The sequence below is a fragment of the Prosthecobacter sp. genome (assembly GCF_034366625.1).
Taxonomy (GTDB): Bacteria; Verrucomicrobiota; Verrucomicrobiia; order Verrucomicrobiales; family Verrucomicrobiaceae; genus Prosthecobacter.
This window is the reverse complement of the sequence record NZ_JAXMIH010000014.1, coordinates 381,288-404,211: the sequence shown is the minus strand read 5'-3', so window position 1 is coordinate 404,211 and position 22,924 is coordinate 381,288. Positions and strand designations below refer to the sequence as shown.

The following is a 22,924-nucleotide window of genomic DNA, read 5'->3' as shown; positions in this document are numbered from 1 at the left end:
CGTGTCGCACAGACCGCAGGTTGGCCATTGTGAAGACACGCTTAAGGGGCGTGAGGTACGTAGTCGAGTTCAATGAATTCGGTCACTTCGGGAATCCAACGTTGCTGAACGAAAGCGGTGTGGTCGGGATGATCGCTGTAGAAGGCGTAGGCGTCCGCATCAGCGAACTCCATCGAGAGACCGAAGGTGAACGGGTTCTTGGCGCTCGTCTGGCGCAGGCACTCGAACTTTTGCACGCCTTGGATCTTCGCGAGTTCGCAGGCGGCTTGAAGAAAATCACGCTCGGTGGCGGAACCAGGAGCGTGCTTGAGGCGGAAGGCAACGGTGTGGCGGATCATGCGGTGAGAACCAACGATCTCAGAAATCCCAGCGTTGCGCTTTTCCTTTCATGGGGGCCACTTCGATAAAGTCGATTTCCGCATCGGGCAGATAGACGCGCAGCGTGCCGAGCAGAGCTTTGGAGTTCAGCTCGAGCTTCAATTCCTGCCAGTCACCGGCTTTGACCTCCAGTGGTACGGATATCATGCCGTTCGCGTCAGCGGAGCCGTTCGGAAAACTGTCGATCTTGCCAGCGCCGCCGGTTTGACTGCGCACACGCAGCTTCACAATCGCCGGGCCGGTCAATTTGGCCATGCCGTGGCCGAGGAACGCATTGCCGGCCTTGCCGTTGGCTTTCATGCTTAGAATGCCATCGGTGATCGTTGCCTTGCAGCCGCGTTCCTTCCAGTTGTCGAGCGGATCGGTGCTCGCGGCGGGTGTTTTGGCCGCCACAGGTTTGTAGTCCGGGTTCGGGCGCGGATACGTGGCCCCGGTGCTCTTGAGGAAGCCGTCGATGAGCGCATCGAGTTCCTTCACCTTGTCGGGCATCATCGTGGCAAGATTTTTTGTCTCTCCGAGGTCTTCCTTGAGGTTGTAGAGCTCGTGTGTGTTGGTTTTGCCAAACCAACGCAGGAGTTTGTAGTGCTCTGTGCGCACCCACACACCGCCGGCTCGATTCGCTCCGGCATGCGGATGATAATTGAAATAGGCAGCGCGGTTCAGTTCGCCCTCGCCTTTCAGCACCTTGGCGTAGCTGACACCGTCAAACGTCTGCTTCTCCGGTTTGGCGATGCCCAGGAGGTCGATCACCGTCGGATACACATCAATCGGCCCCACGACGGTGGGAGTGATGCTGCCAGGGGCGATCTTGCCCGCCCAGGACCACATCAGCGGCACACGTGTGCCGCCTTCATAGAGCGTGCCTTTGCCATCACGCAGCGGCGTGTTCATCGTCGGCGGCTGTGTGCCCGCCCATTTCTGCCAGTCCGCGTTCGCGGATTTTTTGCCTTCGGTGGTGATGTTGCTGTGTTGATTGCCGCCGTTGTCGGAATTGAAAATAATGATCGTGTTGTCGGCGATGCCCTGCTTGTCGAGTTCATCGAGAATGCGGCCAAAACATTCGTCCACGCTTTTGAGCATCGAGGCCATGATCGGATTGCCCTGCCGGCCGCTTGGGTCTTTTTTCGCCATAAAGGCCTTCGTGTATTCCTCTTTGTGCCCCCACGGCCCGTGAACACCGTAGCACCACAGATTGAGGAAAAACGGCCCGCCTTTGCTTGATGAAATGAACTTCACCGCCTCCGCAGCCTGACGATCCACGATGTACTCGCCCTCCGGGCCGTCCGTGATCGTGCCCACCTTGTTTTTGGCATTTGCCACACCTTCCGGCTTCACGCCGTAGGGTGAGAAGTAATTCCCCGGCGGCCCCGGATCTGGATGGCAGTGAAACGCCACATCAAAGCCCTGCTGCTCCGGCCAATGTGGCTGTGTGAGGCCGAGATGCCATTTCCCAATGTGTGCCGTTCGGTAGCCCGCGCCCCTCAAGGTCTCCGCCAGCGTGATCTGCGTTGGCTCCAGGTGGTTCTTGCTATGTGGCACCAGCATCGGCGCATTCGATGGTGCTGTTTCCGGCAAAAACTTGAACCCTGCAGGCTGCGGTGGCTGGTGGCCCGTCGCACTCGTGATCCCATGTCGCGCCGAATACTGGCCGGTCAGCAGTGAACCCCGCGTCGGCGAGCACAATGGCTGAGCATACGCATTCGTGAACCGCATGGCTTGTTTCGCGAACCGGTCGATGTTCGGCGTCTCATAATATGTTGAACCGTAGGCACCGCAGTCCATCCAGCCCATGTCATCGACGAGGAAGAGGACGACGTTTGGCTTCGCCGCAAAGAGCGAAGGGCTGAGGGCGAAGAGGAGAAAAAGAGTGGAGCGGATCATGGCGCTGAGAACGGTGAAGCGTGGAGGGGAATTGCGCGTAAAACAGGCCGGCGGGGCAGGGGAGGTGATTTGAGTTTGCGGACAGTCGCGTCCGCGCTCCTCTCTGCGCCATCATGGAAGCCTTTTTCAAGCTGCGTGAACGGGGATCTTCGGTCCGGGCCGAGATTATCGGCGGTGTGACCACGTTCATCACGATGGCCTACATCATGGTGGTGAATCCGGCGATTCTCTCGTTTGCGGGCATTCCGGTGGGGCCGAGCACCGTGGCAACGATTCTGACGGCGGCAGTGGGTTGCGTGTTGATGGGCCTGATCGCGAATCGGCCCATCGCCGTCGCGCCTTACATGGGTGAGAACGCCTTCATCGCCTTTGGCCTCGCGGCGTTGGGAATCGGCTGGGAGCAGCGGTTGGGTGCGGTGTTTGTCAGCGGAGTTCTGTTCCTGATCATCACATTGCTCGGCATTCGCGGGTGGCTGGCGAATTCGGTGCCGGTGGGGCTCAAACACAGCTTCGCCGTCGGCATTGGTTTGTTTCTGGCCTTCATCGGGCTCTACGAAACCGGCATCGTGACGAGTTTCGTGGCCGGGATGCCCGCTCAGGCGCTGCAAACCGATACGCACAGCCTCTTTGTGACTCCTGCGGTTCCGGTGAAGATCGGCAATCTGCGTGATCCGCAGGTGCTGCTGGCGATTGGAGGCTTTGTGCTGATGACGATCCTCATGATTCGAAAAACGCGCGGAGCGTTGCTCATCGGCATCGTGGTGACGGCGTTGATCGGTGGAGCGCTCGGCTTTGGTCATGCGCCGAAGGCCATCGCGGCGCTGCCGTTCACCGGCGATTACGATTTGAGTCAGATCGCCTTCAAACTGGACCTCGCCGGCGTTTTGAAGCTCAGTTTCCTGCCCGTGCTGCTCACGCTGTTCCTGATGAGCTTTCTCGACACGCTCGGCACGCTGACCGGACTCGGCGCGGCGGCGAACCTGCTTGATGAGAAGGGCAATTTCCCGCAGGTGGAACGTCCGATGCTGGTGGATGCGCTGACTTGCATGTTCAGCGGCCTCGTGGGCACCTCGACGAGTGGTGCGTACATCGAATCCGCCACCGGCATCAGCGAAGGCGCGCGCACGGGCCTCGCAGCACTCGTCACGGCGGTGTTGTTCGCGCTTTCATTGTTCTTCATCCCTCTGATCGAGCCATTGCAGCAACTCCGCTTCGCCTACGGGCCGGCCTTGATCGCCGTGGGCGTGCTGATGGTCGGTTCGGTGCGGCGGATCGACTTTGATGACCTCACTGAGTGGGTTCCGGCCTTCGTGACGATCGTGATGATGCTCTTCACCTACAATATCGCCAACGGCCTCACTGCGGGTCTGGTGGTGCATCCCGTTCTCAAACTGGCCTCAGGTCGTGCGCATGAATTGAACGCGGGCATGATCGTTTTGGCGCTGCTGTGCGCAGCTTATTATCTGTTCGGCCTGCCGCACTAATCACGAGTCCCACTGACTGCGCTGCACGCCGACGAAGGACATGCTGAGGCCGACGAGGACATGTACAAAAAGCACGAATCCGGCGATGGCCGGCGAGACAAGGTCCGTGTCTGTGACCTGGCGTACAGCGTCGTAAAACGCGGTGCTGCGCATGCTGGTGAGGCTGCCGCTCCAGCTCCAGAACGCAGCGATCAGGGGTTGCACCCAGTTTTCCAGCCAGTCCGGCAGCGTGAGCACGGCGCCCGAGAGCGGAAGCTGGAAACCAACGAGGTAGATGCACAGGATCGTGGCCTTCTCCGGCGTCTTGCTCATCGCGGAGATGCCGAGACACACGCTGGTCATGGCGGCAGAGGCCAGCACGAGCAGCGCCAGCTTCACGACCAGATCTCCCGGCAGTCCGCCCACGACCATATCGACGAAAAAGCCCATCCATAAACTCTGCGCGAGCACGAAGACGCCGAGGAAGATCACCTTGCTGCCCACATACGCGAAAGGATGCAGCCCACCGAGCTTCTCGCGCTCCAGGATCAGGCGTTCGGAGGCGATCTCACGCGCGGCGTTGTTGCTGGCCATCAGTGTGACCAGCACGACTTGCAGCATGATCAGGCCGGAGACGAGGCTGCCCGCATTGAGCTGTTCAAGTTGATGCTGCGCCTGCCGCTGCATCTCGAACACGACATTTTCATCCTGATGCGTCGAGAGCGCGCGCAGCGGCTTGATGCCGTCGAGCGCAAAGATCACCACCAGCAGCGGAAAGCCCAGCAGCATCGCGAGATGCAGCCACACCTGCGCCTTGTCACGGCGGAAAATGGTCCAGCGCCGCCGCAGCAGCTCAAACAACTGCGTCATCATCGAGGGCATTTCGATGGGTGGGAACTCGTGATGCTCGGGCACGCCGGCCATGTCCACATCAGCGACCGCGCGTTCCTCACGCACCGAGGTCTTGGACGGCCCGCCGCTTTTCTTTTCCGCCGCCTCGTCCTCTGGCAGCACGCGTGAGCCGTCGAAGCCATGGCGCTTGTAATAGGTATCGCGATGTTTTTCCCATGACTCGTGCCAGTCACCGGCCTTGCGCTCCGTGAGCTTGAGATAGACCTCCTCGGGATGCTCCGCAGCAAAGTAATGCATCATCGATTTCGGTGGGCCGTGATAGGTCAGCACTCCCTGATACATCACCATCACGCTGTCATAGGCGTCCAGGCTGGCGAGACTGTGCGTGACATTGACCACCACGCGTTTTGGATGTCCGCGTGAGAGCACGCGCAGCAAATCGGTGATCTCATGCTCGGATTTCGGGTCCAGACCGCTGGTGACTTCGTCGCACAGCAGCAGGCACGGGTCGGTGACCAGTTCCAGCGCGAGACCGAGACGGCGTTTCTGCCCTCCCGAGAGCACTTTGACCTGACGGTCCGAGAGGTGCGTCAAACCAGTCACTTCAAGGATGTAGTCCAGCGAAGGGATGAAGTCCTCCGTCTGTGCCAGTTGGGTGCGCAGCACCATCGCACTGGCGATGCTCTCCTCCACCGTCAGCAGGTCGTAGGCCACACTGAATTGCGGCACGTAACCGAGGTCTCCGGGATGCAGATCCTCCTCGTCGCTCAAGTCACGACCATCCCAGTGCAGCTCGCCGGAGGTCTGCTGCAAAATGCCGGTGATCACCTTTAGCAGCGTGGTCTTGCCGCAGCCGGAGGGCCCTACGATCGCCACCAGATGCGCCGGCGGCACGTTGAAAGACACCTCCCTGAGCAGATGCACCACGGCGTTTTCCTCCGAGTCCCCCGGGCCATCGACTTCAAGACAGACGTTGAGCGCTTTGAGCATACAGGTTAAATAAGTGCCTGAAACTAGGCCGGAGACCACAGCTCTGGCGATGAAAAAATCTCACTCTTTGCCAAAATGCAACGCCACAGCCGCACGAGCCGACGCCCGTCCTCATCCTTCCGCTGGTTGTGGTGGCTGGTGGGATTGATCCTCGTCAGCGGCGTGGTGCTCGTGCTGCTGGCCCCCTCGCTCGTTACTGGCTACATTCGTTCCTATCTGCGGAAAGCCGAGTTTCGCCAGAAAGCCGAGGACATGATCACCGCAAAACTCGGCGGCAAGGCAAACATCGCTCCGATCATCTGGAACGACGACATCGCCAGTGTCACCGATTTGTCATTGGAAACAGCCAGCGGCTGGAACGTCGATGCCGGAGGCATGCACCTCGCTCTCGACTTTGGTGCCATTCGCCAAGGCTCCTGGAGCATCCAGAACACCGGGGCCGACGATCTCACGCTGCGTCTCACGACCACCGCACCCATGGCCAGCCCGGCAGCCTCAGGCCCCGAGCGATTGGACCCGATGGCGGACGCGGGTTCGATTCCATCATTTCTGCGCCGTTACATTCCCTCCGAAACTAAAGTCAGCGGCTTCGACGTGCATCGATTCTTCTTTGAGCAGGGCGCATGGAAAATAGCCGGGACGCAGTTGCGCCTCGGGAGCTGGAAAAGCGGGGAAACATCCGTGTCCGCCAGATTGAACGGCGGCACGCTGCAAACCCCCATCACCGCCCCTGAACAGAAGGAGCCTCTCAAGCTCGACCTCGCCCAGGCCACATTGCGTCTGGGAGAAAAGCAGCTTCAGCTCAGCGACGCCACCCTGCGCTGGAAGCAGGACTCCGAGGCCACGCTGCGCGGCTCTTTGAAGGTTGAAACTGGTGCCTGGCAGACCTTCACCCACGTCAAAGCCGTCCCGCTCGATGAATTTCTCGATCCCGTGTGGAAACAGCGCCTCTCCGGCAAGATCGAGGGTGATCTCGAGGTGGCTGGCACACGCAATGCACCGCCAACCTGGAGAGCGGATGCCTTGCTCAAAGATGGTGTGCTCACCGGCCTGCCCATTCTCGAGAAACTCGTGACCTACACGAACACGCATCGCTTCAAACGCCTCGTGCTCGATATCTGCAGCGCCTCTTTTAGCGCGCAGGGAGATTCCCTGCGTATCGAGAACATCATCGTGCAATCCAACGGACTGCTGCGCATTGAAGGCTCATTGACCATCCGTGGTCGCATGGTGGACGGTGATTTCATGCTCGGGGTCACGCCGGAAACCGTGCGTGGCATTCCCGGTGCCAACAGTCGTGTCTTTGTGGGAAACAACCCTGCCGGACCTCCCGGCCTGCAATGGACACGCGTGCGCATTGCCGGCACGCTCGACTCACCACAGGAGGATCTCAGCACACGTCTGATCGGCGCTGCCGGCATGTCCCTGCTCTTTGACACTCCCGGCAGTTTGGTCGGTAAAGGCGCGGAGACGCTGCTCAAGCCCGTGCTTGGTGAAGGAGCCGCCCAGATGCCCGGCAAAGTCATCGAGGGCACCAGCGGTGTGATTGAAAACACGGTGAAGGCCGGAACCGGCATCATCAACAAGGTGCTGCCGATTTTTCCAAGGAAATGACCCGGCAGCCGGTGGTTGCACGACGCACGGGTGCCGCTAGCATGCGCCTTCCATGTCCGCCTCAGCCCCCATCTCGTTCGCCGCCCGTGAGTCCAAGCATGCCATTGAAGAAGGCATGCTTTTTGCCCCGAAGTTCGACGAGCATGGCCTGATTCCGGCGATGGCGGTGGACGCAGAGAGCGGTGCGCCGCTGATGCTGGCCTACATGAACGAGCAGTCGCTCAAAATGACCCTGGAACTCGGCCAGGCGGTCTATTGGAGTCGAAGCCGCAACCAGATCTGGCACAAGGGCGCGACGAGCGGCGAGTTTCAGAAGATCGTCGAAATCCGCACGGACTGCGACCAGGATGCGCTGGTTCTCCGGGTGAAACAGCACGGTGGTGGCTGCTGCCACACGAAACGCCCCAGTTGCTTTTACCGGGTGGTGAAGACCATGAACGGTGAGGCGCTGCTGGAGCCTGTTGCCTGACAGAGGCGTGGAAAAACCTCAGCGGCTGCCCATGCCACCCATGGCTCCGAGGGGATTGCGGGCATTGCCTTCCCAGGAACGCGGGCGGTTCCAAGGGAGATTGCTGTACTGGCTGCCATCCGGGCCGACCACCTTTTTACGCTTCGGTTCTTCCGAAGCACAGGAGGTGAGCGAGCAGAAGGTGACTACCGCCAGAAGTATGAGGTTGAACAGGCGCTTTGTCATTTGTCGTCCCTTGGTCCCTCAAATCAGTTTTGCACCAAGTTCTCGAGGATCACGCGATCTCCCGGCATGATGATCTGGCCGGTGACGACCGCATCCGGTACAATGCTGGCCATGGTGGCGTTGTTCTCGACGGACATGACGCTCACCTTGCCCACTGTCAGTGCGCCACGTGTAACGATCAGCTTGGTGTCCTGGGTGAGACCGGCGGCTTTGCCGGCGTCAATCACCACAAAGCCCCAGTCATAGTTCACCGCGACAACACGGGAGCTGAGGCTGTTGCGCTCGAAGTTTTTGCGGCGTTCCTCGATCTTGTGCACCACATCGTCGAGGCGTTTCTGGATGCCGGCCACCTTCTCCTGCTCGGCGGTCACCTCTTTTTTCTTGGCTTCAGCCTGGGCTTCATATTCGAGTTTTTCCTTCTTCATGCGGGCAATGTCTTCCGCAATGGTCTCCGGCTTGACGCCCTTGGGGAGGTCGGCAAGGAGCTTGGCGAGTTCCTGTTGTTTTTTGACCTTGCCGTTCAGTTCCCCCTCCACACGCGTGTACTCGCTCTCAGCCTGGGCCAGCTTGTTTTTTTGAGCCTTCAGTTTTTCACCCTCGACATCGAGTTCTCCCTGCACGCGGGTGATGTCTGCGACCAACTGGTTGACCTGACCGACAACGGTTTTCTCGGTCTTCTTTTCGTTGACGATATTGGCGTTGATACCCGCGATGCTGGTGCGCACGGCGGCAAACTCACGCCCGTTTTGATAGGCAAAGAAGCTGGCGACGAGGATCACGACAGCACTGAGGATGAAGAGGACTTTGGTCATGGGAGAAGGGAATCGAGGAAAATTTCCAGAGGAAGGGTTTCAGGCCGCGATCAGGGTTTGGCCGGAGGAGGGGTGGCACCACCAAAAGGATCCGCTGTGCTCGGAGGCGTGGCGCCACCAGCCGGAGGAGTGGGAGTGGCGGGCGGTGTAGCGGGCGGCGTGGCCGGAGCGGCACCAAACGGATCGGAATTCATGGCAGGCGCACCACCCGCAGGGGGGGCGGCAGGTGCAGCAGGCGCACCAAACGGATCGCTTCCCATCGCCGGTGCGGCAGCGGGCGCCCCTGGAGCAGCAGGTGCGCCAAACGGATCGGCTCCCATCGCAGGTGCGGCGGGGGCAGCGCCAGGAGCAGCAGGCGCGCCAGGTGCAGGGGCGGCTGTTCCAGCGGCTCCTTTGGCCGGAGCGGTTTTAGCGCTCTGCTCGGCAGCGGCGACCACAAGGTCTCCCTGACGAATGCGTTCACCTTCAGCAAGGCTTCCCTTGACCAGATCGGCCACGGAGGAGTTCTGATCCACGTTGCGCACCTTGAGCTTGGCGAGAACCTCCTTGCCACGTTTCACTTCAAGATCGGCATTGGCGAACACGCCACCGCCGTTGCCTTTGTTGAGCACCACGAAACCCCAGTCGGTGTAGGACTGGGCCACTTTGGCGGTGAAATCACTGTCCACGATGCCACGGCGGCCACGGGATTCGCGTTCTTCCGCTTCCTTGGCGGCGTTGGTGAGGCTCGTTACCCTTTCCTGGGCGGCAGCCAGATGCTGGCTCTGGATGGTAAGCGCGGCCTCCGCCTCGGCGCGCTCTTTTTTGATGGCTTCGATCTGGGCGAGCAGCGCCTTGATGTCGCCAGCGTCATCAATCTGCTTTTGAAGGTCATTCACGATCTTGGTGATCTGGTCCAAGTTCGTCTGCACCACGGCCAGTTCCTGCTCCTTGGTCTGGGCCTTGGTGGTGGTGTCCAATACGGCAGTCTTGGTGGTTTCGAGGTCTTTGGTGACCGTCGCAAACTGGGTTTCTCGATTCTTCTTCGCCTCCTCAGCCTGTACAATATGCGCTTTTTGTTCTTCGAGATTGGCCTTGGCGTAGGTTTCGCGTTTGCGCTCCTCGACGAGCGCTTTCTGGTTGGCCCAGGCGAAGTAACAGGCGGTGCCGAGGCAGACGGCGGTGAGAGCAGAGAGGATTTTCCAGACCATAACGGAAGCGGATTTGAGAATTAAGAGCCTGATTTTTACCGGATAGGCGGACTTTCGACAACACCAATTTTCGGGCATTTTGCCCCAAGGCCGGAATCTTGCTTGTGCCGGACGAACCCCGCGGCTAGAGCAGCAGGCGTCAGGGGCCGCGGATGTCCAGCTTGCGAACCCCGCCAGGTCCTGACGGAAGCAACGGCAGCCTGCCTGTCCATGTCGCGGTTCCCTGGCACTTTTTTCCTCTCTGAGGGTGGTTACCCTGCCGATCAACCGGCCAAATCCGCCTGAATCTGCTGGCACAAGGCCTCAATCTCAGCCGTGGACATACAGGCTTCCCGCCAGGACAGCGTGACGGTGATGCGTCCGGCAAAATCGGAAAAGAAGACGCCCAGTCCGGGTGGTGAGCACACGCTGGGAATGGTGCAGACGTTTTGAACCGGCGCGCCGGCGAACACCGCCCGTCCCGGCAGAAAGGAGCCGGTGTGGGAATGAAACAGGCTGCAAATTTGCCCGCGGTTCGTCAACCGCACCCCGGAGATGAACCAGCTCACCGGCATTTGTGACGCCAGCGTCATCAAAGCCTCCGAGGCCTGCGGCATCCCCAGTTTCATCGCCTCGCGGTATTTCTCCAGAAGATGAATGATGGCCTCATCCAGTGTGCCGAGCGCTTCGGCATCGAGAAACAATGGCAGTGAGCCCAGATGATTGCCAAAAATCAGATCCCGACTCCGACCACGGGACTGAACCGGCAGTTGCAGATGGATCTCCGGGCTGCGCCAGTCACGCATCACATGCAGCAGTCTCAGCGCGCGCGCGGCGACCGCTGCATAGAATGGCATCTGCAAGAAATCACCGCAGGAGGCGCGCAAACGCGCTGAGGCCGCTTGAGACTGCACTGTGGAAAGCTCAATGAGCCGAAAACCGGGCAATCCGCCCTTCGGCATGCCCTTGGCCCAGGCGGAAAGACATCCGGCGCGGGTCATGGCGTGCAGCCGCCTCATCAGGGGCTGTGCTCGCTTAAATAACCTGGCGATCCCGTCGCGTTTCGGCATGGCAGCCACAGGCGGCCCGGTTTCACAGGCGCCCGAGGCTAGCTTTTCCAGCAGCAGATTCACTCCTGAACCGTCCAGCAGCGCATGCCGCCATGTTAATAGAACGACATGCCCGTTTTCGTCACCCCAAGGAAAAACCTCCATCCACAAAGGCGTGGCAAGCATTCCAGCGCTGCTTCTTCCCTGAAGCCGTTCGCGAATGACCGATTCGTCCGGCGGCTGGGATTGCAGTGGATGCCAGATAATCGAAGGAGCCGAAATCGGGCCTGGAGTTTTCCACACCAGCCGCCAACCGCGCCAGGCACGTTTCAATCGCGCTCCAAGCATCGGATGCTGCGCGTGAACCTGCTCCCAGGCGTTCGCCAGCATGGCCGCATCCGGTTTGCCTTCCAGCCGCAGCATCGTCACTCCCCAATGCGTGCCCTGACCACTGCGGTTCATGAAGGACTCCAACCCAGCGAGGAAAAAATCGACCGTGGTGGCGGGCAGTGTCGGCATCAGGCGGCGAGGCGGCGTTTTTCACCCAGAAACGTGGCCAGCGCCCCCGCTGTGGCAAAACGCTCGCGTGTCATCTCCGCCGGATTCACCGTCAGCCGGAACCGCTCCTCGATCTGCAGCAGCAGTTGCATCATCGCCATCGAGTCGAGTCCCATCGAGAAAAGATCCGTGTCCGGCGCGATCGTTCCCTGCGGTTCGAGGATGTGTTCGGTGGTGAGCAGTTCGATCACGGTGGCGGGGGTGATGGGAGCTTCGGGCATTGCTTGGAAAGAGCCTGCATCATGCCCCGCGTCAAGAAGCCCGTGCATGCGTATTTTGCCCGCATGAGAGGTTGCGTGATGCCAGACCGCCGCCACCATGCGCGCCCCATGAACAAGCTGGACGAAATCATCGCCCACAAGCACACCGAACTGCAACGCCTGCTGCCCCGCGCCGAAAAACTCCGCGCCGCCGCCGCCCTGCGTGATGACGTGCGCTCCTTTTATGACGCCCTGCGCGCCGACCCCACCCGCCTGAGCATCATCGCCGAGGTCAAACGCGCCTCTCCCTCCGTCGGCACCATCTCGGCCGATTTTGACCCGCTCACCATCGCCCGTGGTTATGAAAAGGCCGGTGCCAGCGCCATCTCCGTGCTCACGGATGAAAAGTACTTCCAAGGCCGCCTCGACTACCTCACCCTCATCCGCGAGCAGCTCGACATCCCCTGCCTGCGCAAGGACTTCATCATCCACGAGGCGCAGATCTTCGAGGCCGTCGTCGCCGGAGCGGATGCCATCCTGCTCATCGTCGCCGCGCTTGATCAACCCACACTCGAGCATCTCCTCGAAGTCGCCCAGACCTTCCAGCTCGACGCCCTCGTTGAAGTTCACAACCTCCCCGAACTCGAACGCGCCCTCGCCACCGACGCCCGCATCATCGGCGTGAACAACCGCAACTTGAAGAGCTTCACCGTCGATCTCGCCACCACCGAGCAGCTCGCCGAAGAAGTGCCCGACGACATCGTCCTCGTCTCCGAAAGCGGCATCAAAACCCCCGCCGACGCCCTCCGCCTCGCCGAAGCCGGTGCTGATTCACTTCTCATTGGCGAAACGCTCATGCGCAGCCAGAACATCCTCACCGATTTGCCCCAGTTCCGCGCGCCAACGGCGGAGCGGCTTGGCTGATCAACAACTCAATGCTGTTCCTGCGCGATCTGCGTGGCCAGTTCCGCAATCAAAGTCGTCAGCGTCGTGAGTTCGCGGCTGGGCTCTTGTTTCGGCAGCACGAGCAGCAGTTCCGCCGTGGGAACGGGCGCGGCGAGCGGGATGATGACGCAGCCGCCATGCGGCAGTTTGCCGGCGTGAGCGGGCATCACGGCGACGCCTTCGCCTGAGGTGACGGCCCCCAGCATCATGGGAAGCGAATCGACCTCGCTGACAATGTTCGGCTCGAACCCGGCGGTCTGGCACATGCTACGCAAGAACTCACGACGACCGGGGAAAAAGGCGTCGGAGAGCGAAACCCAGCGCTCGTGCTTCAGCGCGGCCAGCTTGATCGACTTCTTCTTCGCGAGCAGATGATCCTCGGGCAGCACGGCGGCCATTTTGTTGCGGGAAAGGCGGCGGATGTCGAAATGGGCGCGGTCATGGTCGTCGAGATTGCCGAGGATGGCGGCGTCCAACTCATGATTGCGCAGGCGGTCGAGCTGCGCGCGCGGTGGCAGCTCAAACAGGCTCACTTGTGCGTTCGGATGCCGCTGGCGGAACTCGCGCACCGCTGGAGCGACGAGATCATCGAGAACCGGCGTGAGGAAGCCGAGACGCAGTGTGCGGCGGGCCTTGCCAAACTGCTCGCGCAACTGCTGCGCGCCCGTTTCAGCGTCGCAGATGATTTGCCGCGCCTTGGGCAGGAAAAAGCGGCCCGCGTCGGTGAGGTGGATGCGTTTGCGGATGCGATCAAACAGCGGCACGCCCAGCTCCGCCTCCAGCACGGCGATCTGACGGCTCAGCGCGGGCTGCGTGACGTGCAGACGCTTCGCCGCGCCCGAAATGCTCAAATCCTCGGCGGCGGCAATGAAGTAACGAAGCTGGTGAAATTCCACGCCAGATCAGACCACAGACCGGCAGCGAGCGCAAATCAGGCCGTAGGCCGGATGTGTTCGGTGGGATTGTTCCTCTTTCGCACCTTGGTGTTCGTCGCCGAACCGTCCGGCTCTGGGGACTTGCGGAGTCCATTGGCTTTTCGACGCGCTCTGAAACGGGCGGGCTGTCGCCACACCCGTTCTACGTTTGCAAGGCCGCGCATTGGCGAGCGTAAAAGGTTTCCGTCATGCCATCACCGCTGTTTCGTCCCTCCATGGACCGCCGGGCCTTTCTCACGGCCTCGACGATGGGTTTGGCGTCTCTTGGTTTCAAAGGTGGCGTGCGTGCCTCGACCGGACCTGCGGTCGCGTCTTCCACGCTCGCCAAGCCGGCGAAATCGACCGTGCTGTTCTTTCTGTGCGGCGGATCGTCGCACATCGACATGTGGGATATGAAGCCGGACGCGCCGCTGGAGTATCGCGGTGAGTTCAAACCCATCCGCACCACGGGTGATGACATCCGCTTGTGCGAGCACTTGCCGCTTCTCTCTAAGCAAGCGCACCACTTTGCCATGATCCATGGCGTGACGGATGGCGGCCAGGCTACCGGGGATCATCACGCCGGTTATTATTACAACCTCACCGGCCACGCGCCCGATCCCACCTTCAAACAGCAGGGCAATGATCGCCGACCGTATCCCGAAGACTGGCCTTACATGGGCAGCGTCGTCGCGATGAAGCGCCCACAGCATCCGTCGCTGCCCTCGCTGATCACGCTGCCGCACAAGCCCAGCAAGCTGCCCTACACTCGCCCCGGTCAGTTCGCGGGCCGCATCGGCATGGAGTTCGATCCCTTTTTGCTGACGGGCAGCTTCGACGAGCCGCTGAACTTTGCCGCGCCCACCATCTCCCTGGGCGGAGGCATGACGGCTTCGCGCATGCAGGATCGCAAGGCGCTGCTCGCCGCGATGAATGACGCGCGCCGCGAGCTGGATCACGAAATGGCGATCCAAAACTATGTGAAGCAGCAGGAGCGCGCCTTTGACCTGCTCTCATCAAGCGGCACCACAAACGCGTTCGACATTCAAAGCGAGCCGCTGGCCCTGCGCGAGCGCTACGGCCAGGACATCAACGGCATGAGCCTGCTCATGGCGCGGCGCATGGTCGAGGCGGGCGTGCCGTTCATCACGGTCTTTTGGAAAGAGGACGAAAGCCTGCATAAAAAATGTAAAAGCGCCGGTGGCTGGGACACGCATGGCAACAACTTCAACTGCCTGCGCGATAACCTGCTGCCGCAGTTCGACCGCGGCTTCTCTGCCTTCCTCGAAGACCTCTCCTCGCGCGGATTGCTCGATGAAACGCTCGTCATGGTGACGAGCGAGATGGGCCGCATGCCCAAAGTCGGCGACCGCCGCAGCGGCGGCCCCCTCGGCGCCGGTCGCGATCACTGGACCGCGTGTATGAGCGTGCTCATGGCCGGAGCGGGCATCAAAGGCGGGCAGGTCGTCGGCGAAACCGATGCGCGGGCCGAATTGCCGAAGGACAGGCCGATTCACCCCGAGGACATCACGAAGACTGTCTATTACGCCATGGGCATCGACAACCTCGAAGCCAAAGACAAGCTCGGCCGTGCCTACAACCTGCTCGATGAAGGCAAGCCGCTGACTGAGTTGTTCGGTTAGACGAGTGCCTCAATCTCGCGCATCACCTGCGAGCACTCGACGATGAGCGAAGGCTCGTAATCCATGCCATCCAGCCGCTTCTTCAAGATGTCGAGGCACATGCGCCCGCCTTTGAGCAAGGCCACGATGGTGTTGATGTCCTTCATGCCGCGTTCCGCGCCGCCCTTGCCAAGCCTGCGCCACAGCCGCGAGCGTGCCGTGGCCGCCACCTTCGTCACCGCCATGTCCACCGGCTCCAGGGCGAAGACATTGTCAAAGCCTGGCACCGGCACCAGCCGCTCACGCCATCCCTCAGGAAATGATTCGGAGAGACGCAGATCGACGAAGTCGCCGTAGTGGCCGGTGACGTTGTGGAAGGCGTGATTCTCGCCAAAATTTGCCTCCAGCTTCTCACGCAGGGTCTGGTCGTCAGGATCAATGAAAAAGTCAGCGTCGAGCGTGACGGCTGTGCCCAGCAACTCGGGATCAACATCTGGAAAAGAAGCAAACAATGAGGATGATCCGAAAACAATGATCTTTCTGTCCGGCGCTGACTCACGAACAGAACGCAGCAGATGGGTCAATGTCGAGATTTCCATGAGAGACGCTCCAGCTCTTCATTGTTCAGGATGCCCGGAAACGGCGAGAACCCCTTCCAAAGCAGCGCCTCCCAAGATTGGTCGCGCAGCAATGAAAGCAGCCCATCCATGCCTTTCCTGGTGTTTTGTGCTTCCAGCAGCATGGAGCGCCAGCCTTCAAGTCGTTCGACACTGCGATGGCCCTGAGAAAGCCACCGCTCGATGTTTCCCAAAGGAATGCTCAGCAGCGACGGATCAGCCTCGATCTTGTCCGCGATCAGCCGGAAGCGGTCGGCTGACACTTCGTCGCCCGTGCGTTCGGTGCGCGAGTCGAGGTAGGCGAAAGCGGCGGTGGCTGACATGGCGGCATTTTGCCACAGCACCTGCCTGCCGCCAAGAGGCTTCTTGGCATGAAAAGACGGGGCTGATATGTGGCTTCATTCCGGCGCGTATGGTTCAGGCCGCATGAAAACTCTTCTCATCCTTGTCCTGCTCGTCATCACGATTCACGCGGAGGACTGGGCGCAGTTTCGCGGTTCCAACGGCAGCGGCGTCTCCGCCTCGAAGAACATTCCGCTCGAATTCTCAGCCGACAAAAACATCGCGTGGAAAGCACGGCTCGGTGACGGCGTCGGCTCCGCCATCGTGAAAAACGGTGTCGTCTTCGCCACCGGCATGGCGGGCGATGCCAAAGTCGCGGTGCATGCCTTTGACGCCGCCACCGGAGCGCCGAAATGGAAGTCGGAGTTCGACACCGGCACGCTGCCGCGCATCACACCACCAAACAGCCACGCGGCCTCCACTCCGGCCACGGATGGCGAGCGTGTGTATCTGCATTTCAGCACCATCGGCTTGCTCGCCTTCGATTCCGTGACTGGAAAAGAAGTCTGGCGCTACTCGATGCCACGTCCGGCCTATTTGATGGACTGGGGCGCGGCAGCGTCGCCCATTGTGCATGATGGTCTCGTCATTTTCTGCCAGGATGACGACCTCGCGCCCTTCGTGGTCGCGGTGGATGCCAAAACCGGCCAAGAAAAGTGGAAGACGTTGCGCAAGGACATGCTCGCGGGTTATGCGCTGCCCGTGTTGTGCGAGGCGAACAGCCGCACCGATCTCGTCGTCGCCGGCAGCGGCAAGATGAAGGGCTACGCTCCCGCCACCGGCAAGGAACTCTGGACCTGCAACACGCTGCTGCGCACCATCATGACGTCGCCAGTCGTGCATGACGGCGTTATTTACATCGCCGTGCAGAGCTATGGCGATGCCACGCGCACGCTGAAACACGCGCTGCTCGAATGGCTGGACACCAACCAGGACAAAATCCTCGCCCGCGACGAGACGCCGAAGGAATTTCATGAACGTTTTGACGCGTCTGACAAAAACAAGAACGGCCTCATTGATGCCGACGAGATCGACACCGCTTTCCAAAGCCCTGACAACATGGCTGCTGGCGGAAACATCATCCAGGCCATCAAAGGCGGCGGCAGCGGTGATGTGACGAAGACGCATGTGCTCTGGAATCTCGATCACAAGTCGCCCTCGAATCTTTCCTCGCCGCTCCTGTTCAACAACCGCCTCTATCTGGTCAAAAGCGGCGGCATGTCGAGCTGCTACGACGCGAAGGACGGCAAAACGCTCTGGGATCGCAGCCGCCTCGGTAATTTTGGCGATTACTTCGCCTCACCCGTTGCGGCGGATGGCAAGGTCTTCATCGCAGGCAAGAATGGCTTCGTCGTCGTGTTGGAAGACGGGCCCCAATTGAAGGTGCTCGCAAAGAATGACATCGGCGAGGAGATCATCGCCACACCGAGCATCGCTGATGGCCGGCTTTATATCCGCACGCGTGAAAATCTCTTCTGCGTGGCCGCAGGCGGCTCGAAGACGGTGTTGGCCGAGAACGCAGCGATGCCCACCACGATTGAGATCACCTCGCAACCCGTCAGTGGCTCCCGCGTGTGGAATGGCTACACCGGCAACGCGATGGGCCAGGAGTCATGGAGCGAGGCGGAGCTGGAAATGCGTCTCCAACAACTCAAAAAGCTCGGCTACACCACCGTTGCGACTCCGAAGACAGTCGCGTCCTTCACGCCGATTCGTGTCGATGGCGACACCGGTGGTCGCAAAGCCTTCCGAGGCGCGAAAACCTTCGAGAATCCCGATGTGGCCGCCATCACGGCCCGTTTTCGTGAAAAGGCCGCGAAGCTTGGTTTTGAAATCATCGCTGCTGATCCAGTCGCCGTCTCGGTGCTGCCGAAAAATGACTTCCGTGACGAAAAAGCCCTCAGTGACCTCGTCACACCGATGTGCGGTGAAGGCGTGGCCGAGCGGATGTGGCTGGGCTTCCAGGCCATCGACAAGGCTGCGCAACTCATCGCGCAAAACGATCCCAAGCTCGGCGTGCCAGCGCCTGACATGCTGCTGCGTCATTTGAACTCGAAGGGAGTGCCGCCCGCCTGGCTCACCGAGGTCAAAACACTCTACACCACCGCGATGAACGAGATGTATCGCGCCAACACGCGCGCCCGCGAAGGCTCGCGCAGTTTCACGCTCTACAACGCGAAGCGTTTGGAGTTCACCTTCCATTTCATCAGCGCCATCGAGTCCCTCTACAAATCCCACGATCCCGCCACCCGCGCCGAATCCCTCGAAGCCGCGATGGAGTCTGTTTACAACTCGCTCAATTCCTATTCCGACGTGGCACGGGACTCTAGTGATCGTGGAGCCATTGCCCTCCTCAATCAGCACGGCTACCGCGCCTTGCGGAAGGTCATCAAGGGCGGGAAGTGAGGCAGGCCATGGGGCTTCGTTCTTCGCGCTAGCGTTTTGGAGTGCTCCAGCCCTCTGGAGCTTTCGCTGGCCGGTGGACTCTCGAAAGCGCCGGAGGACCGGCGCACTCCAGGACGCTGCCGCGCACGTCTCGCCCACACAGGTTGTGGCGGCGCGGCTTCGGTCGCATTGATTACCTCCCGGCATGAACTTGTTAAGCAAGCGGCATTGGCGGCATGGACCCCCATGCCGCAGTATCGTGTCGTCATGAAACGCAGACAGCTTCTCCTCAAAGCAGGTCTCCTGCTCACGGCGGCGGGCTGCCACAGCGTCCAAACTTCAAACACCACTCTTATGAAACTCAAACTCCGCAAATCCAACGAACGCGGCCACGCCGACCACGGCTGGCTCGACAGCTACCACACCTTCAGCTTTGCCGACTACTACGATCCGGCGCACATGGGCTTCCGCAGCCTGCGTGTCATCAATCAGGACGTCATTGCCGGTGGTGCTGGATTCCCTACGCACCCGCATCGCGACATGGAGATCTTCAGCTATATCTTGTACGGCGCACTGGCACACAAGGACAGCATGGGCACCGCTCGTGTGCTCAAGCCCGGCCAGATCCAGCTCATGAGTGCGGGCAGCGGCGTGACTCACAGCGAGTTCAATCCGTCGAAGACCGAGCCCGGCAGCCTGTTGCAGATCTGGATTCGTCCGCGTCAGAACGGCCTGAAGCCCAGCTACACCGAATGGCATCCGAAACCGGAGCATGAAACCGCCGAGAAGGTGCTCGTCATCTCCAGCGATGGCCGCGAAGACAGCGCCACCATTCACCAGGATGCCGACATCTACCGCGTGCGCCTTGGCGCTGGCAAATCCACCACGCATGAAGTCAACGCCGGTCGTGGAGCCTGGCTCCAGCTCATCAAAGGCAGCGTCAGTGTGAATGGCACCACGCTCAATCCAGGCGATGCCGCCAGCACCGACGACGCTGGCACACTGACCCTCACCGCCAGCGAAGACGCCGAAGCCCTTCTCTTCGACCTCGCTTAACTCATCCCAACCACTGCAAACCATCGCCAACAACAGCAACCCACCGCAAACTCCCAATGAAACACCTCCCCACCCTTGCCTCCGCCCTCCTCGGTCTCGCCTTCATCACCTTCGGCGCGAATTTCTTCCTGAACTTCATTCCGATGCCTGCTGATCCATCGCCCGCCGATGCTCCGCACAAGCTCTTCATGGGGGCGATGTTCCCCACCGGTTATCTCACCTTCGTGAAGGTGCTGGAGATCCTCGGCGGCGTGCTCGTCGCTCTGCCAAAGACGCGCAACATCGGCCTGCTCGTGCTCGGCCCGATTGTGGTGAACATCCTCGCCTTCCATGTCTTCCTCACCAAGGGCGCGGGCCTCTTCGAGCCGCCGGTCGTCGCCATCGCGATGCTCTCGGCCTTCGTGCTCTTCAGCGAGCGCAAAACTTGGCTCAGCCTCATCAAAGCCTGAGACGTAAAAAGCACAACTCATGCGAGTGACCGCATCGTCACTCGCACGAGCTTCCAGGATCATTCATCACTCCCAAACTCCACCACCCCATGAAACTCCTTTCCCCACTCCAAGTCGGCGCTCTCACTCTGCCAAACCGCATCCTCATGGCACCGCTTACGCGCTGCCGTGCCGATGCCGACCACAATCCCACGCCGCTCATGGCCGAGTATTATGCTCAACGTGCCAGCGCTGGACTCATCATTGCCGAGGCCACGATGGTGATGGAGGGTAATTCATCCTTCTGGATGGAGCCCGGCATCTATTCGGAGGCTCAAGTGCAAGGCTGGAAAACAGTGACCGATGCCGTTCATGCCAAGGGCGGCCAGATCGTGTTGCAACTTTGGCATGGCGGTCGTGCGTGCCATCCGTTGCTCAATGGCGGCGCTCAACCCGTCGCGCCAAGTGCCATTCCGATCACCGGCGATGAGGTTCACACGCCCGAAGGCAAGAAGCCCTACGTCACGCCGCGTGAGCTGCGCGACGACGAAATCCCCGGCATCGTCGCCGGCTTCAAAAAAGCCGCTGAGAACGCCAAAGCCGCCGGATTCGACGGCGTCGAAGTCCACGGAGCCAATGGCTACCTCCTTGATGAGTTCCTGCGCGATGGTGCGAACAAGCGCAGCGGCCCGTATGGCGGCAGCATCGAGAATCGTGCTCGTCTCATGCTCGAAGTACTCGACGCCGTCATCAGCGTCTGGGGCGCGGATTGCGTGGGCTTGCGCATCTCGCCGCTGAACAGTTACAACAGCATGATCGACAGCGATCCCGTGGCCGTCACCACCTACATCGCCGAGCAGACCAGCGCTCGTGGCATCGCCTACCTGCATGTCATGCGCAGTGACTTTTTCCAGGCCCAGCAAGGCGATGTCATGACGCCTGCCCGCGAGCACTTTAAAGGCGTGCTCGTCGGCAACATGGGCTACACCGCCGATGAAGCCGACCAGGCCATCGCCTCCGGTCAGCTCGATGCCGTGGCCTTTGGCACGAGCTTTCTCGCCAATCCCGATCTGCCTGCGCGCATTGCCGCCAAGGCGGAACTCAATGCGCCGGATGCCGCCAGGTTCTACTCACCCGGTCCCAAAGGTTACACCGACTATCCCGCGCTCAGCGCCGCCTGATTTCATGAGCACGCCCATTCATCCCGGTGTCCGCATCGGCCACGTTCATCTGAAAGTGGCCGATCTGGAGCGGGCGCTGGCGTTTTATTGCGGCGTGCTCGGCTTCCAGCTCAGGCAGCGCTACGGGCCGCAGGCCGCCTTTATCTCAGCAGGCGGTTATCATCATCACATCGGGCTGAACACCTGGGAAAGCCGTGGCGGAAAGCCCCCGCCGCCCGGCACCACCGGCCTGTATCACGTCGCCATCCTTTATCCCGACCGTGCATCGCTTGCCGATGCTCTGCGCCGCCTGATCGAACACAAGGTGCCGCTTGATGGCGCCGCCGATCACGGCGTCAGCGAGGCGATCTACCTCCAAGATCCCGACGGCAATGGTATCGAACTCTACACCGACCGCGATCCCGCCGCATGGCCCCGCGATGCGAAGGGCGAAATCGCCATGACCACCGGTCCGCTTGATCTCGACGCGCTGTTGGCCGAATCACCCTCCCCTTCACCTTCATCATGAAAACAATCACCGCCCACGAACTCAAGGCTCTCGCAGGCCATGCCGCGCTGATCCATGTGCTGCCGGAGGAGCACTTCGCGCAGCAGCATCTGCCAGGCGCGGTGAATGCTTGCGTGTATGAGATGATCTTCCTCCCGAAGGTGGCCGAACTCGTGCCGGACAAGTCGGCGGCGATCATCGTGTATGGCGCGGGTGATCCCTCGCTCGATTCGAGCACGGCGGCGGGAAAGCTGGAGAAAGCGGGTTACACCAACGTGCGCGATTTTCGCGGTGGATTGACGGAATGGCTGCAACACGGCCTCGCCGTCGAAGGAACTGGCCTGCAGGGCGATTCATGTGAGGTGAACGGCGTTTATGAACTGGACACCGACACCAGCGTGGTGCGCTGGACGGGCCGGAACTTGTTCAATCATCATCAAGGCACCGTGAAACTGGCGGGAGGCAGGATCGAGGTGCAAAACGGCGCTTTGAAAGCCGCCCGCTTCACGCTCGATATGAACCACATCGTTTGCGAAGACCTCGTGGACACCGCCTACAACGCGCTGCTCATCCGCCATCTGCGTGACGATGATTTCTTCGCTGTGGAGCGTTTTCCGACCGCCGAGTTCGTCTGTGAGCATGCGGAGCCCTTACCTTCTTGCACACCCGGCACGCCGAACTACACGCTGCATGGCTCGATGACCCTGCGCGGTGTCACGCAGCCCTTGAGCTTCCCCGCCGTGATTGCCGCCGCCGATGCGGATCATCTCACCGGTCAGGCGCAGTTTGAGATCGACCGCACGCAGTTCGGCAGCCACTACGGCTCCGGCAGGCTGTTTGCGTTCCTCGGCAAGCACGTCGTGAATGATCACGTCCATCTGCATGTGAAACTGCATGCAAAACGAGCCGAAACCGAGTGACTCAATTGTTGAGATCGAGATCAATCAGAGCAACTCGGAGTGAAACGAAGGCGGGATGTTCGTGGGTTAGTCTATGAATCACATCAATCACAGTGTAGCGGGTTTCATAAATCTGAATTTCATCTCCTTTGCGTGGGAGATGGCGAATTGAAAATGCATTGCCTTCTTTTCCGGGATTCTTTGGGAGAACTACGTTACCGTCGTCATCTTCAAGCGTGATACTGAATGGTTCATTCATAGGGCTTTGAATATGAAATCAGATGTGAAGCTGTCGAGCTTGTTTGCGCATTAGCTTGGACTTCGAATGATTGTATCTAAGTTGCTCCAAGCCATTCTGCCTGTGGTCATGCCAACCTTGCCATCCATC

Annotated in this window: 23 protein-coding genes and 1 other RNA gene; 12 read left to right on the top strand and 12 right to left on the bottom strand. The window is 60.4% G+C overall.

Translation table 11 applies throughout. From position 1 onward, the window contains the following. Positions 1–41: 41 nt before the first annotated feature. Together U1A53_RS17510 and U1A53_RS17505 are read right to left on the bottom strand one after the other, a co-directional pair. The gene (locus tag U1A53_RS17510; protein WP_322282956.1) at positions 42–338 is read right to left on the bottom strand and encodes a Dabb family protein; all 297 of its coding nucleotides are present in this window, start codon (positions 336–338) and stop codon (positions 42–44) included. 19 nt (positions 339–357) lie between these two features. After that, the gene (locus U1A53_RS17505) at positions 358–2,259 is read right to left on the bottom strand and encodes a sulfatase (RefSeq protein ID WP_322282954.1); all 1,902 of its coding nucleotides are present in this window, start codon (positions 2,257–2,259) and stop codon (positions 358–360) included. A gap of 113 nt (positions 2,260–2,372) precedes the next feature. On the opposite strand from U1A53_RS17505, the gene U1A53_RS17500 reads away from it, so the two are divergent. Next, positions 2,373–3,743 (top strand): NCS2 family permease, encoded by a 1,371-nt coding sequence (locus U1A53_RS17500; protein ID WP_322282953.1) that lies wholly within the window; start codon positions 2,373–2,375, stop codon positions 3,741–3,743. Here U1A53_RS17500 and U1A53_RS17495 read toward each other — a convergent pair whose 3' ends face one another. Beyond that, positions 3,744–5,564, bottom strand: a complete 1,821-nt coding sequence (locus U1A53_RS17495; RefSeq protein ID WP_322282951.1) for an ATP-binding cassette domain-containing protein — start codon at positions 5,562–5,564, stop codon at positions 3,744–3,746. Positions 5,565–5,639: 75 nt separating this feature from the next. On the opposite strand from U1A53_RS17495, the gene U1A53_RS17490 reads away from it, so the two are divergent. After that, entirely contained in the window at positions 5,640–7,178 is a 1,539-nt protein-coding gene (locus tag U1A53_RS17490) for a hypothetical protein (protein ID WP_322282949.1), read from the top strand. 52 nt (positions 7,179–7,230) lie between these two features. Further along, positions 7,231–7,647: a phosphoribosyl-AMP cyclohydrolase gene (gene hisI, locus U1A53_RS17485; protein WP_322282947.1), complete on the top strand. Its 417-nt coding sequence runs from the start codon at positions 7,231–7,233 to the stop codon at positions 7,645–7,647. Between the two features lie 18 nt (positions 7,648–7,665). Here hisI and U1A53_RS17480 read toward each other — a convergent pair whose 3' ends face one another. From U1A53_RS17480 to U1A53_RS17470, 3 genes are read right to left on the bottom strand one after another with little or no spacing between them, the layout of a single operon-like run. Beyond that, positions 7,666–7,872 (bottom strand): hypothetical protein, encoded by a 207-nt coding sequence (locus U1A53_RS17480; RefSeq protein ID WP_322282945.1) that lies wholly within the window; start codon positions 7,870–7,872, stop codon positions 7,666–7,668. A 23-nt stretch (positions 7,873–7,895) separates the two neighbouring features. Beyond that, on the bottom strand, positions 7,896–8,684 hold the full coding sequence (locus U1A53_RS17475) for a hypothetical protein (protein WP_322282943.1): 789 nt from the start codon (positions 8,682–8,684) through the stop codon (positions 7,896–7,898). Between the two features lie 50 nt (positions 8,685–8,734). Next, positions 8,735–9,874, bottom strand: coding sequence for a hypothetical protein (locus U1A53_RS17470; protein ID WP_322282941.1), 1,140 nt, complete (start codon positions 9,872–9,874; stop codon positions 8,735–8,737). Positions 9,875–10,011: 137 nt separating this feature from the next. On the opposite strand from U1A53_RS17470, the gene ffs reads away from it, so the two are divergent. Then, positions 10,012–10,106: signal recognition particle sRNA small type (gene ffs / locus U1A53_RS17465), an RNA gene on the top strand. Between the two features lie 31 nt (positions 10,107–10,137). Here the strand turns inward: ffs and U1A53_RS17460 are convergent. Both U1A53_RS17460 and U1A53_RS17455 read right to left on the bottom strand, forming a co-directional pair. Further along, positions 10,138–10,986, bottom strand: coding sequence for a hypothetical protein (locus tag U1A53_RS17460; RefSeq protein WP_322282939.1), 849 nt, complete (start codon positions 10,984–10,986; stop codon positions 10,138–10,140). Between the two features lie 434 nt (positions 10,987–11,420). After that, the gene (locus U1A53_RS17455; RefSeq protein WP_322282937.1) at positions 11,421–11,681 is read right to left on the bottom strand and encodes a phosphopantetheine-binding protein; all 261 of its coding nucleotides are present in this window, start codon (positions 11,679–11,681) and stop codon (positions 11,421–11,423) included. A 108-nt stretch (positions 11,682–11,789) separates the two neighbouring features. Here U1A53_RS17455 and trpC point away from each other — a divergent pair, with 108 nt between their 5' ends. Beyond that, complete coding sequence (gene trpC, locus U1A53_RS17450) at positions 11,790–12,584, top strand: indole-3-glycerol phosphate synthase TrpC (RefSeq protein WP_322282935.1); 795 nt, start codon at positions 11,790–11,792, stop codon at positions 12,582–12,584. A gap of 8 nt (positions 12,585–12,592) precedes the next feature. Here trpC and U1A53_RS17445 read toward each other — a convergent pair whose 3' ends face one another. After that, positions 12,593–13,501, bottom strand: a complete 909-nt coding sequence (locus U1A53_RS17445; RefSeq protein WP_322282933.1) for a LysR substrate-binding domain-containing protein — start codon at positions 13,499–13,501, stop codon at positions 12,593–12,595. A gap of 227 nt (positions 13,502–13,728) precedes the next feature. Here U1A53_RS17445 and U1A53_RS17440 point away from each other — a divergent pair, with 227 nt between their 5' ends. Beyond that, positions 13,729–15,162, top strand: coding sequence for a DUF1501 domain-containing protein (locus U1A53_RS17440; protein ID WP_322282932.1), 1,434 nt, complete (start codon positions 13,729–13,731; stop codon positions 15,160–15,162). Here the strand turns inward: U1A53_RS17440 and U1A53_RS17435 are convergent. Both U1A53_RS17435 and U1A53_RS17430 read right to left on the bottom strand, forming a co-directional pair. Next, a complete protein-coding gene (locus U1A53_RS17435) occupies positions 15,159–15,740 on the bottom strand; it encodes a DUF6036 family nucleotidyltransferase (RefSeq protein ID WP_322282930.1) in 582 nt (193 codons plus the stop codon). The two genes, U1A53_RS17440 and U1A53_RS17435, sit on opposite strands and share 4 nt — an antisense overlap. Beyond that, on the bottom strand, positions 15,722–16,081 hold the full coding sequence (locus U1A53_RS17430; protein WP_322282928.1) for a hypothetical protein: 360 nt from the start codon (positions 16,079–16,081) through the stop codon (positions 15,722–15,724). Before U1A53_RS17430 ends, U1A53_RS17435 begins: the two co-directional genes overlap by 19 nt. 103 nt (positions 16,082–16,184) lie before the next feature. Here U1A53_RS17430 and U1A53_RS17425 point away from each other — a divergent pair, with 103 nt between their 5' ends. The 6 genes from U1A53_RS17425 to U1A53_RS17400 all read left to right on the top strand — a co-directional run bounded on the left by U1A53_RS17425 (position 16,185) and on the right by U1A53_RS17400 (position 22,557). Beyond that, entirely contained in the window at positions 16,185–18,506 is a 2,322-nt protein-coding gene (locus U1A53_RS17425; RefSeq protein ID WP_322282927.1) for a PQQ-binding-like beta-propeller repeat protein, read from the top strand. A 333-nt stretch (positions 18,507–18,839) separates the two neighbouring features. Continuing rightward, positions 18,840–19,541 (top strand): pirin family protein, encoded by a 702-nt coding sequence (locus U1A53_RS17420; protein WP_322282925.1) that lies wholly within the window; start codon positions 18,840–18,842, stop codon positions 19,539–19,541. Between the two features lie 56 nt (positions 19,542–19,597). Beyond that, entirely contained in the window at positions 19,598–19,990 is a 393-nt protein-coding gene (locus U1A53_RS17415) for a hypothetical protein (protein WP_322282924.1), read from the top strand. An 89-nt stretch (positions 19,991–20,079) separates the two neighbouring features. Then, on the top strand, positions 20,080–21,150 hold the full coding sequence (locus U1A53_RS17410; protein ID WP_322282923.1) for an alkene reductase: 1,071 nt from the start codon (positions 20,080–20,082) through the stop codon (positions 21,148–21,150). 4 nt (positions 21,151–21,154) lie between these two features. Beyond that, complete coding sequence (locus U1A53_RS17405; protein WP_322282922.1) at positions 21,155–21,658, top strand: VOC family protein; 504 nt, start codon at positions 21,155–21,157, stop codon at positions 21,656–21,658. Beyond that, on the top strand, positions 21,655–22,557 hold the full coding sequence (locus U1A53_RS17400; protein WP_322282921.1) for a YceI family protein: 903 nt from the start codon (positions 21,655–21,657) through the stop codon (positions 22,555–22,557). The genes U1A53_RS17405 and U1A53_RS17400 overlap by 4 nt, the downstream gene beginning before the upstream one ends. Position 22,558: 1 nt before the next feature. Here U1A53_RS17400 and U1A53_RS17395 read toward each other — a convergent pair whose 3' ends face one another. Next, the gene (locus tag U1A53_RS17395; protein ID WP_322282920.1) at positions 22,559–22,795 is read right to left on the bottom strand and encodes a hypothetical protein; all 237 of its coding nucleotides are present in this window, start codon (positions 22,793–22,795) and stop codon (positions 22,559–22,561) included. Positions 22,796–22,924: the final 129 nt, after the last annotated feature.